At 70.1% G+C, this 9,167-nt stretch carries 9 protein-coding genes; 7 read left to right on the top strand and 2 right to left on the bottom strand.

Translation table 11 applies throughout. From position 1 onward, the window contains the following. Together VGX25_RS21880 and VGX25_RS21875 are read left to right on the top strand one after the other, a co-directional pair. A partial coding sequence (locus VGX25_RS21880; protein WP_326919728.1) for a transglycosylase domain-containing protein occupies positions 1-2,245 on the top strand: 2,245 nt, incomplete at its 5' end. Positions 2,246-2,281: 36 nt separating this feature from the next. Then, positions 2,282-3,853 carry a glycosyltransferase family 87 protein gene (locus VGX25_RS21875; RefSeq protein ID WP_414635907.1) on the top strand — a complete coding sequence of 524 codons (1,572 nt, stop codon included), beginning with the start codon at positions 2,282-2,284 and terminating at the stop codon, positions 3,851-3,853. Between the two features lie 94 nt (positions 3,854-3,947). Here VGX25_RS21875 and VGX25_RS21870 read toward each other — a convergent pair whose 3' ends face one another. Together VGX25_RS21870 and VGX25_RS21865 are read right to left on the bottom strand one after the other, a co-directional pair. After that, on the bottom strand, positions 3,948-5,333 hold the full coding sequence (locus VGX25_RS21870; protein ID WP_414635909.1) for a glycosyltransferase family 87 protein: 1,386 nt from the start codon (positions 5,331-5,333) through the stop codon (positions 3,948-3,950). Between the two features lie 77 nt (positions 5,334-5,410). Further along, on the bottom strand, positions 5,411-6,181 hold the full coding sequence (locus VGX25_RS21865) for a deoxyribonuclease IV (protein WP_326919727.1): 771 nt from the start codon (positions 6,179-6,181) through the stop codon (positions 5,411-5,413). Positions 6,182-6,464: 283 nt separating this feature from the next. Between VGX25_RS21865 and VGX25_RS21860 the strand changes: the two genes are divergently transcribed. The 5 genes from VGX25_RS21860 (at position 6,465) to rplI (ending at position 9,133) form a co-directional block, all read left to right on the top strand. Beyond that, positions 6,465-7,445 carry a hypothetical protein gene (locus VGX25_RS21860; RefSeq protein WP_326919726.1) on the top strand — a complete coding sequence of 327 codons (981 nt, stop codon included), beginning with the start codon at positions 6,465-6,467 and terminating at the stop codon, positions 7,443-7,445. Positions 7,446-7,521: 76 nt separating this feature from the next. Next, a complete protein-coding gene (gene rpsF / locus VGX25_RS21855) occupies positions 7,522-7,818 on the top strand; it encodes a 30S ribosomal protein S6 (RefSeq protein WP_326919725.1) in 297 nt (98 codons plus the stop codon). Between the two features lie 15 nt (positions 7,819-7,833). Continuing rightward, positions 7,834-8,316 carry a single-stranded DNA-binding protein gene (locus VGX25_RS21850; protein WP_326919724.1) on the top strand — a complete coding sequence of 161 codons (483 nt, stop codon included), beginning with the start codon at positions 7,834-7,836 and terminating at the stop codon, positions 8,314-8,316. A 38-nt stretch (positions 8,317-8,354) separates the two neighbouring features. After that, complete coding sequence (gene rpsR / locus VGX25_RS21845) at positions 8,355-8,594, top strand: 30S ribosomal protein S18 (RefSeq protein ID WP_326919723.1); 240 nt, start codon at positions 8,355-8,357, stop codon at positions 8,592-8,594. Between the two features lie 86 nt (positions 8,595-8,680). Beyond that, positions 8,681-9,133, top strand: a complete 453-nt coding sequence (gene rplI / locus VGX25_RS21840; RefSeq protein ID WP_326919722.1) for a 50S ribosomal protein L9 — start codon at positions 8,681-8,683, stop codon at positions 9,131-9,133. The last annotated feature ends 34 nt before the right edge of the window (positions 9,134-9,167 follow it).

Genomic DNA, 9,167 nt, shown 5'->3' with positions numbered 1-9,167 from the left:
GACCGACCTGCTGCCCCCGGTGCCCAACCGGGCGCGCCGCGAGCCGGACCTGCTGACCCACCGTGAGCCGGACTACGACGAGGAGTACGACGACCTCGACGAGGACCGGCCGACGGCCGACGAGCTGCGCCGCAAGCGCCGCAAGAAGATCTGGCGCCGGATCCGGCGCGGCCTGTACGTGTTCATCGCCCTGATGATCATCGGACCGATCCTGGCGTTCCTCATCGCCTACCAGATGGTCACCGTGCCGTCGCCGAACGAGGTCAAGGCCAACCAGAGCCAGGTCGTCACGCTGCAGTACGCCGGCGGGGAGGAGCTGACCAGGATCGCGCCGGAGGGCGCGAACCGGAAGTTCGTCACCTACGCCGAGCTGGCCGCGGCTCCCCAGGTGCTCAACGCGGTGTTCGCCGCGGAGGACAACACCTTCATGTCCAACGCCGGATTCGACCTCTCCGGCGTGCTGCGCGCGGCGTACAACCAGGTCACCGGCGGCGAGGGCGGCGGCTCGACGATCACCCAGCAGTACATCAAGCAGGCGACCGACGAGCAGGACCGGACGCTGGTCAACAAGGGGATCGAGGTCGTCAAGGCCTACAAGATGAACCGCACGTACTCCAAAGAGCAGATCATCGAGGCCTACCTGAACACGGTGTACTTCGGCCGCAACGCCTACGGCATCGCGGCCGCGGCCAAGGCCTACTACAACAAGGACGATCTCAAGGCGCTCACCCCGGCCGAGTCGGCGCTGCTGGCGGGCATGATCCAGTCGCCGAGCCGGTTCAAGGACGAGGCCTACATGCAGCGGCGCTGGAACTACGTGATGGACCAGCTCGTGGCCAACAACTGGTTCCCGGCCGCGCAGCGCAAGGCCGAGCAGTACCCCACACCGGTGCCCTACGAGCAGACCAAGACCAAGGCGTTGACCGGACCGGGTGGGCACATCCAGCGCGCGGTGTTCGACGAGCTGGAGGCCGGACCGCTGAAGCTGACCGAGGCGGAGATCCAGCGCCGGGGCTTCACGATCGTCACCACGATCGACAAGACCGCGCAGGAGCTGGCCGAGAAGGCGGTGCGCGAGGTCATGGAGGGGCAGCCGGACAACCTGCACCCGGGCCTGGTCGCCGTCGACCCCAAGACCGGCGAGATCAAGGCCTACTACGGCGGCGAGGACGGGACCGGCACCAACTGGGCGGGCACCAAGCAGGAGCCCGGCTCCTCGTTCAAGCCGTTCGACCTGGTCGCCTTGCTGCAGAAGGGAAAGGGGCTCGGCGAGACCTACGACGGCAGCTCGCCGCGCGTCTTCGACGGGCTGACGATCCGCAACTCGGAGGGCGCGTCGTGCAACCCGTGCACGGTCGCCGAGGCCATGAAGCGCTCGATCAACACGGTGTTCTACGACATCGCGGTGAACGACGTGGGCACCAAGAAGGTGGCCGAGGCCGCGCAGCAGGCGGGCATCGCCCAGCCATGGGCCGGTGAGCCGGGCGCCGCGCCGTCCGCCGGTATCTCCATCGGCGGTGACCTGACCAAGGTCAGCACGGCCGACATGGCCGCCGCGTACGCCACCTTCGCCGCCCGCGGCATACAGCGCACCTCCCACATCGTGGCCAAGGTGCTCAACCCGGACGGCTCCCCGTACTGGACGGCGCAGGTCAACGAGAAGCAGGCGTTCGACAGCGACCCCCGCAAGAACGAGAAGATCGCCCGCAACGTCACCCAGTCCCTGCTGCCGATCCCGGGCTACTCCAAGCTCCCGTGTGCCGACGGCCGGGAGTGCGCCGCGAAGTCCGGGACCCACCAGCTCGGCGAGACCGCGGACAACGCGAAGGCGTGGATGGTCGGGTACACGCCGCAACTGTCCACGGCCGTCTCGATGAGCGGCGACTCGAACAACGGCGACACATCCCGGCTGGCCATCCGCAACGCCCAGAAGAAGATCATCTTCGGCGCGGGACTCCCCGGCCAGATCTGGAAGAAGTTCATGGACAGCTACCACAAGACGTTCAAGCTGCCCAAGGAGGGCTTCGGCCGGTACGAGGCGATCGGCAAGGGGGTGGACTCCGACGACGATCTCACCTCGAGCTCGAAGAAGCCCACGTCCAAGAAGACCGAGCCGACCACGACGACCAAGGGCCGGCCCACCGATCCGCCGGAGCAGACGACGACCCGGTCCCGTCCGCGGCCGACGATCCCCACGTTCCCGACGGTCTCCGACCCACCCAACGCGGGTGAAGCGGGCGGCTGACGCGGACCCCATCCGGTGGCCCCGTACCATCGCGCCGTGCCAGGCGAAACGGGGGTCCCGCGCGATGTGGGTCCGGCGGGGATCGAGGACACCGACTCGCTGACCCCGGCCGAGCGGGTCGTGCCGACCTGGACCGAGCCGCTCGCCGCGGCCGCAAGCGCTCCGGTCGGCGGGCCGCTCGGCCGGCACGCGGTGATCGGCCGGCACTGGTTCTGGACCCCGCTGCGGGTCGGCCTGCTGCTGGCCGTGATCGCGCTGGCGTTGAGCTGGTTCGGCAAGGCGCCGTGCGTCCAGCAGTTCTACAACCCCGACGCCAAGCAGCTCGAGCTGGACTGGCGGTCGAACCGGCCGTTCACCGCCATGTGCTACTCCGACGTCGTCCCGCTGTACTCCGCGGAGCGGCTCAACCAGGGCGGCTTTCCGTACCGCACGAGGTGGATCGACGACGAGGGCAAGCCCACCGCGCACCCGCGGTACATGGAGTACCCGGTGCTCACCGGCCTGTTCCAGTGGGTCAACGCCAAGCTCGCCCAGGGCTGGGTGCGCTTCGCCGAGTCCGGCTGGCTGCCGTCGGCGCTGCCGGTCGTGGCCTACTTCGACATCACCGCGTTCTGGCTCGCGCTGGCCTGGCTGATCACCGTGTGGGCGGTGGCCAGGACCGCGCGCCGTAGACCGTGGGACGCGGTGCTGGTGGCCATCTCGCCGCTGGTGCTTGTGCACGCGTTCACCAACTTCGACACGCTGGCCACGGCCTGCGCGGCGGCCGGGATCCTCGCCTGGGCGCGCAAGCGGCCCGCGCTGGCCGGGGTGCTGCTCGGCATCGGCGGCGCCGCCAAGCTGTACCCGCTGTTCCTGCTCGGCCCGCTGCTGGTGCTGTGCGTGCGGGCCGGGAAGGTGGCCGCCTGGTGGACGACGGCGGTCGCCTCGGTGATCGCCTGGGTCGCGGTGAACGCGCCGATCTTCTACCTGTACCGCGACGGGTGGGAGGAGTTCTTCCGGCGCAACAGCCTGCGCGCCGCGGACCCCGACTCGATCTACAACGTGATCATGCAGTTCACCGGGTGGCCCGGGTTCGACGGCCCGCTCGGGTTCCAGCAGACCCCGACCGTGCTCAACACGGTCAGCGCCGCGCTGTTCCTGGCCTGCTGCCTGGGGATCGCGTTCGTGGGCCTGCACGCGCCGACCCGGCCGCGGCTGGCGCAGCTGAGCTTCCTCGTGGTGGCGGCGTTCCTGCTGACCAACAAGGTGTGGAGCCCGCAGTACTCGCTGTGGCTGGTGCCGCTGGCCGTGCTGGCCGTCCCGCGCTGGCGGCTGCTGCTCGCCTGGATGACCATCGACGCGCTGGTCTGGGCCCCCCGCATGATGTTCTACCTCGGCGTCGACCCGGACCAGAACAAGAAGGGCCTGCCGATCGACTGGTTCCTCGGCGCGGTGGTGATCAGGGACCTCGCCGTGCTCGCCCTGTGCGCGCTGGTGATCTACGAGATCTACCGCCCGGCACGGGACCTGGTCCGGCAGGCCGGCGACGACGATCCCGCGGGCGGCTTCCTCGACGGCGCGCCGGACCGGTTCGCCAGCCCGCCTCTCCGGAATTTGATGCGGTTGTGACGTCCCAGCCGGCGGTGCGGTTGTCGGGTTGACTGTGGCCGGGTGCCGTCACGGTCCCCGGAGGTTCCGTTGGTCAGCCCAACACCTCAGATGATCACCGGCGCGGCCGTACCGGTGGGTCGGCCGGCTCGGCCACCTCGTCGTCCACAGTGGACCTCGCGGCGAGGAAGGCGAAGAACAGCGCGGCCAGCAGCGCGGCCCGGCCCCAGACGCCGATCATGACGGCCTGCGCGGCGAACCCGTCGTAGATGCCGCCGTGCTTGCCCCAGCCGATCTCGTAGTACCACCGGAAGATCCCGATACCCATCGCGAGATCGGCGAGGAGGTAGGCCAGCACCCAGCCCCACCGGATTCGCAGCAGCACGAACATCGGCACCAGCCAGAGCGTGTACTGCGGCGAGTGCACCTTGTGCAGCAACAGGAACCCGCACAGCATCGCGGCCGACACCGCGATCCACGGGTAGGTCCCCTCGCGCTGGTAACGCAGCCAGCCAAGCGCGCAGGCCACCACGAACGCGGTCAGGATCGTGATCATCGACAGCAGGCTGATCCAGTCCTGCACCGCGACGTTGTCGTTGTTGGAATCCGGGCGCAGGCCCCAGAACCAGATCGAGTTCGTCGTGATGTCCGCCTTGCGCTGCCACTGGAAGACGAACGACGCCTTCCAGCCCTCGAACCCGGCGATCGCGAACGGCAGGTTCACCAGGATCGCGGTGCCAAGCGCGTAGCCGGCCACCCGGAACGCGTCGGCCACGTTCCAGCGCCGGCCGGGCGCAAGCTCAGCGCCGCCGCGGCCGCCGGTGAGCACGTACAGCATCAGCGGCAGCACGAACATCGCCGGGTAGACCTTGAACGCGAACCCGATGCCGAGCAGCACTGCGGCCACCGTGGCCCGGTCGCCGAGCGGCCGGTCGGCCCCGCGCCGGCCCCAGCCGCGGTGCACCACGTACACGGCGGCCACCGCGCACGCCACCACCGGCAGCTCCCAGTTGTGGAACGCGTACAGCACCAGCGGCGGGCCGATCGCCCACAGCAACGCGCGCCAACGCGACAGCCGGCCCAGCAGCCACGCGGTCACCAGGCCGAACGGCGCCAGCAGGATGGCGGAGGCGAGCAGGAACTGGGCGTCGTTGGCGGCGAACAGCGCGGCCACCCAGATGAGCACGCCGGTCAGCACCGGGTACTCGACGACACCGCCGATCAGCTCGCCGTTCGCACCGAGCGAGCCGTGGATGTACGGGAAGACGTGCCGGTCGATGTCCCGGCCGACCCACAGGTACTGGATGTCGGAGTAGCAGACGTCCTCCTTGTTGCGCCGGTCGAAGTCCTCGCCGCTGACGCTGCGCCCGAAGGCGTCGAACGTCGGCCCGGTGCACCGATCCTTGTTGGCGAAGCCGAGGACCAGCGTGACGCCGCAGAGCAGCACGATGATCGCCAGCGCGGTACGGCCCAACCGGGCGGCGGCGCCGGGGGGACGCAGATCCTCACCGGGCGCCGGCGTGCCGGCCTCCTCAGGCACCGTGCTGACCCTGCTTTCCGCTTCCCGTGACGTCGGGCTCACCGCCCCATGGCCTCGCGCAGGAAGGCGATGTCCTCCGCCTGCCCCTCGGCGGGGGTCTCGACGACGACCGGAGCCCCGGCACTGGTCACCACGGCGGCGAGCAACTCCGAGTCGATCGTCCCATTGTTGATGTTGGCGTGCCGGTCGCGGGACGACCCGAACTCGTCCCGCGAGCTGTTCAGGTGCACCAGGTCGATCCGGCCGGTGATGGCCTTGACCCGGTCGACGATCCCGACCAGGTCCTCGCCCGCCGAGAACGCGTGGCAGGTGTCCAGGCAGAAGCCGGCGCCGAACTCGGCCACCTCGTCCCACAGCCGGGCCAGCATGTCGAACCGGCGGGCCATCGCGTTGTCCCCGCCGGCGGTGTTCTCGATCAGGATCGGCAGCGGGAACCCACCCTCCTTGGCCTGCCGCTCGAAGAACTTGCGCCAGTTGGCCAGCCCCTCGGCCGGGTCCTCACCCCTGGTCACGTGCCCGCCGTGCACGATAAGGCCCCTGGCCCCGATCACGGCCGCCACCTCGGCGTGCTGCGTCACCGTCTTGCGCGACGGGATTCTGATCCGGTTGTTCGTCGAGGCGATGTTGACCGGGTACGGGGAGTGCACGTAGATCTCCAGGCCGGCCTCGCGCAGGGCCTCGGTCTGGGGGTGTGGCTTGGGTGCCTTCCAGCTCTGCGGGTCGCCCAGGAAGAACTGCACCACCTCGGCCTTACGCTCGAGGGCGCTGCCGAGGACGTCCGCGGCATGGATGTGGGCGCCAATGCTCATGACCAGCCAGCCTAGTCCGTGCCGAATTCGCGCTCCGCCGCTGTGTTGATCCAATGTGCGGGCCAGGCTGGGAGAACTACTCGACGCCGCCGGCCGGCGGTTGACACGCACCGACCCCTCGGGCGGGCCTCCGGCCAGCCCTCGGCGCCGGCAAGCCCGCCCGGCGGGTTAGCCCGATCGGTCCAACCGGCCTGGTCAGCGTCACCATATCGAGCTACCGTCGTTTCTCCTAAGGGAGCTACTGGCGAGTACCCAACGCGGAGGGATGCCGATGGGCCGGCGCGTGAGAGGTTTCGCCGCCGCGCTGACGCTGGTCGTTGCGGGGTCGGTGACCGGCCTGCTCGCCGGCAGCGCCACCGCCGCGGCGGCGCCGCCCATCGTCATCGGCGACTGCTCCACCAGCGTGCAGGGCGCGCCGGGAACGCCGGTCTCGCTGAGCCCCAGCGCCGTGCTCGGCGTGGTGGTCGACGCGGTGCGCGCGGTCCCGCTGCTCGGCCCGCCGCTCGCGGGCGCCGCCCGGGACGCCTTCGCCGCGCTGCCGCCGATCCCGATCGGCGCGCTGCCCACCGGCACCGGCTACATCACCGGAGGCACGATCGCCAACGCGGTCACCGCGCAGCTGCGCCAGATTCCCCTGCTCGGCCCGGTTCTCAGCGCGGTCGTCGCCAGCGTGCAGAGCACCCTGACCTCGATGTGCGGCGTCACCGTCACCGGTGTGAACGCCGCCGCGGCGCCCGTTCAGGACGGCGCCAAGTCCGTGGCCGACGCCTCCGAGCAGGCCACCGGCCAGCTCCCAGGCACCTCGCCCGGTCCCGGCGGGGGTGCGCCCGGCACCGGCGGCCCGAGCACCGGCGCCCCGGGTGGCGGCACCCCCGGTGACGGTGGCGTGGCTCCGACGATGCCGGGGCCGAACCAGCCCGTGCTCGGCGGGGTCCCGGGCAGCGGCATGGACCTCGGCCGGTTCCTGTGGACCGGCCGCTCCCCCATGTCGCTCTACGGCTCGATCCCGTTCGCCCGGCCCGGCCTGTTCGTCCCGTCGCCCGGCGTCCGCTACGGCGGCTCGGTGTCCGGATACACGCCGCAGTTCGGCATCCTGGGCAGCGACGACGCGGACGGCGTGCAGGCGGCCGGTCACGCCGAGGCGCTGCGGCCGCCCGGTGGGAACAAGATCGCGCTGCCGGTGCTGCTCGCGGTGTTCGCCCTGTCCGGGGTGACCGCGGCCCTGGTCCGCACCTGGGTGCTCCGCAAGGCTCCTGCGGTCTGAGATACCCTGTCCCGCGTAGACCCTCCTGCCACGGATCGACCGTGGCCGCCGAGCCCATAGGAGGTGAGTGGTCTTCATGCGCCATTACGAGGTCATGGTCATCCTCGATCCCACACTCGACGAGCGCACCGTCCAGCCGTCGCTGGACACCTTCCTCAACGTCATCCGCACTTCGGGCGGCAACGTGGAGAAGGTCGACGTGTGGGGCAAGCGCCGGTTGTCGTTCGAGATCAAGAAGCACACCGAGGGCATCTACGCCGTGCTCGACGTGAACGCCGACCCGGACGCGGTGAAGGAGCTCGACCGCCAGCTTTCGCTTCAAGAGTCGGTGCTGCGGACTAAGGTCCTGCGACGCGACCCCGCCGGAACCTGACCAAGGAGGCAAGCGATGGCTGGTGAGACAACCGTAACCGTGATCGGCAACCTGACCGCGGACCCGGAGCTGCGGTTCACGCCGTCCGGCGCCGCGGTGGCGAGCTTCACGGTTGCGTCGACTCCGCGCACCTTCGACCGGCAGACCGGCGAGTGGAAGGACGGCGAGGCGCTGTTCCTGCGCTGCAACATCTGGCGCCAGGCCGCGGAGAACGTGGCCGAGTCGCTGACCAGGGGCGCGCGTGTGATCGTCAACGGCCGGCTCAAGCAGCGGTCCTTCGAGACCCGCGAGGGCGAGAAGCGCACGGTCGTCGAGCTCGACGTGGACGAGATCGGCCCCTCGCTGCGCTACGCCACCGCAAAGATCAACAAGGTCAGCCGCGGGAGTGGCGGCGGCGGCTTCGGCGGCCAGGGGTCGTCCGCGCCGCCCGACGACCCGTGGGGCTCCGCCCCGCCGGCCGGATCCGGCGGCGGGTTCACCGATGAGCCCCCGTTCTGACCACCAAGCACACGTTCCATCCCGGGAGTACAACCACCGTGTCGAAGCCACCCGTCCGTAAACCGAAGAAGAAGGTCTGCGTGTTCTGCAAGGGCAAGGACGTGCTGCAGATCGACTACAAGGACACCACCCTGCTGCGCAAGTACATCTCCGACCGCGGCAAGATCCGCGCGCGCCGGGTCACCGGCAACTGCAGCCAGCACCAGCGCGACGTCGCGGTCGCCGTGAAGAACGCGCGCGAGATGGCGCTGCTGCCGTACACCTCGACCGCCCGCTGAGCACTGGAGCGACTGTGAGGGCTTACCGGTTCCGAGGGCTGGCGACCTAGTGCCACCAGCCCAGCCCTCACATTGATTGGAGCACTGTGAAGCTGATCCTCACCACCGACGTGAGCGGCCTCGGCGGTCCCGGTGACCTGGTCGAGGTCAAGGACGGCTACGGCCGCAACTACCTGCTTCCCCGCGGCCTGGCCATCGTGGCCACCAAGGGCGCGGCGAAGCAGGTGCAGACGATCCGGCGGGCGCAGGACGCCCGGCGGGTCCGCGACCTCGACCACGCCAAGGAGATCAAGGGCGTGCTCGAGGACCTCAACGTCACGCTCAAGGCCAAGGCGGCGCCGGGCAGCGGCAAGCTGTTCGGCTCGGTGACCACCGCCGACGTGGTGTCGGCCGTGAAGGCGGCCGGCGGTCCGATGCTGGACAAGCGCGCGATCGAGCTGTCCGGCCACATCAAGGCCCTCGGCAAGCACGAGGTCAACGTGCGCCTGCACCCCGACGTCACCGCGGGCTTCACGCTCAACGTGGTGGCCGCCGGCTGATCTTCATCCGAACCATTCGAACCGCCCGCGCCGG

The sequence above is a fragment of the Actinophytocola sp. genome (assembly GCF_035942955.1).
Classification (GTDB): domain Bacteria; phylum Actinomycetota; class Actinomycetes; order Mycobacteriales; family Pseudonocardiaceae; genus DASYTH01.
The sequence above is the reverse complement of the archived record's forward strand: the minus strand, read 5'-3'. Positions and strand labels throughout refer to the sequence as shown.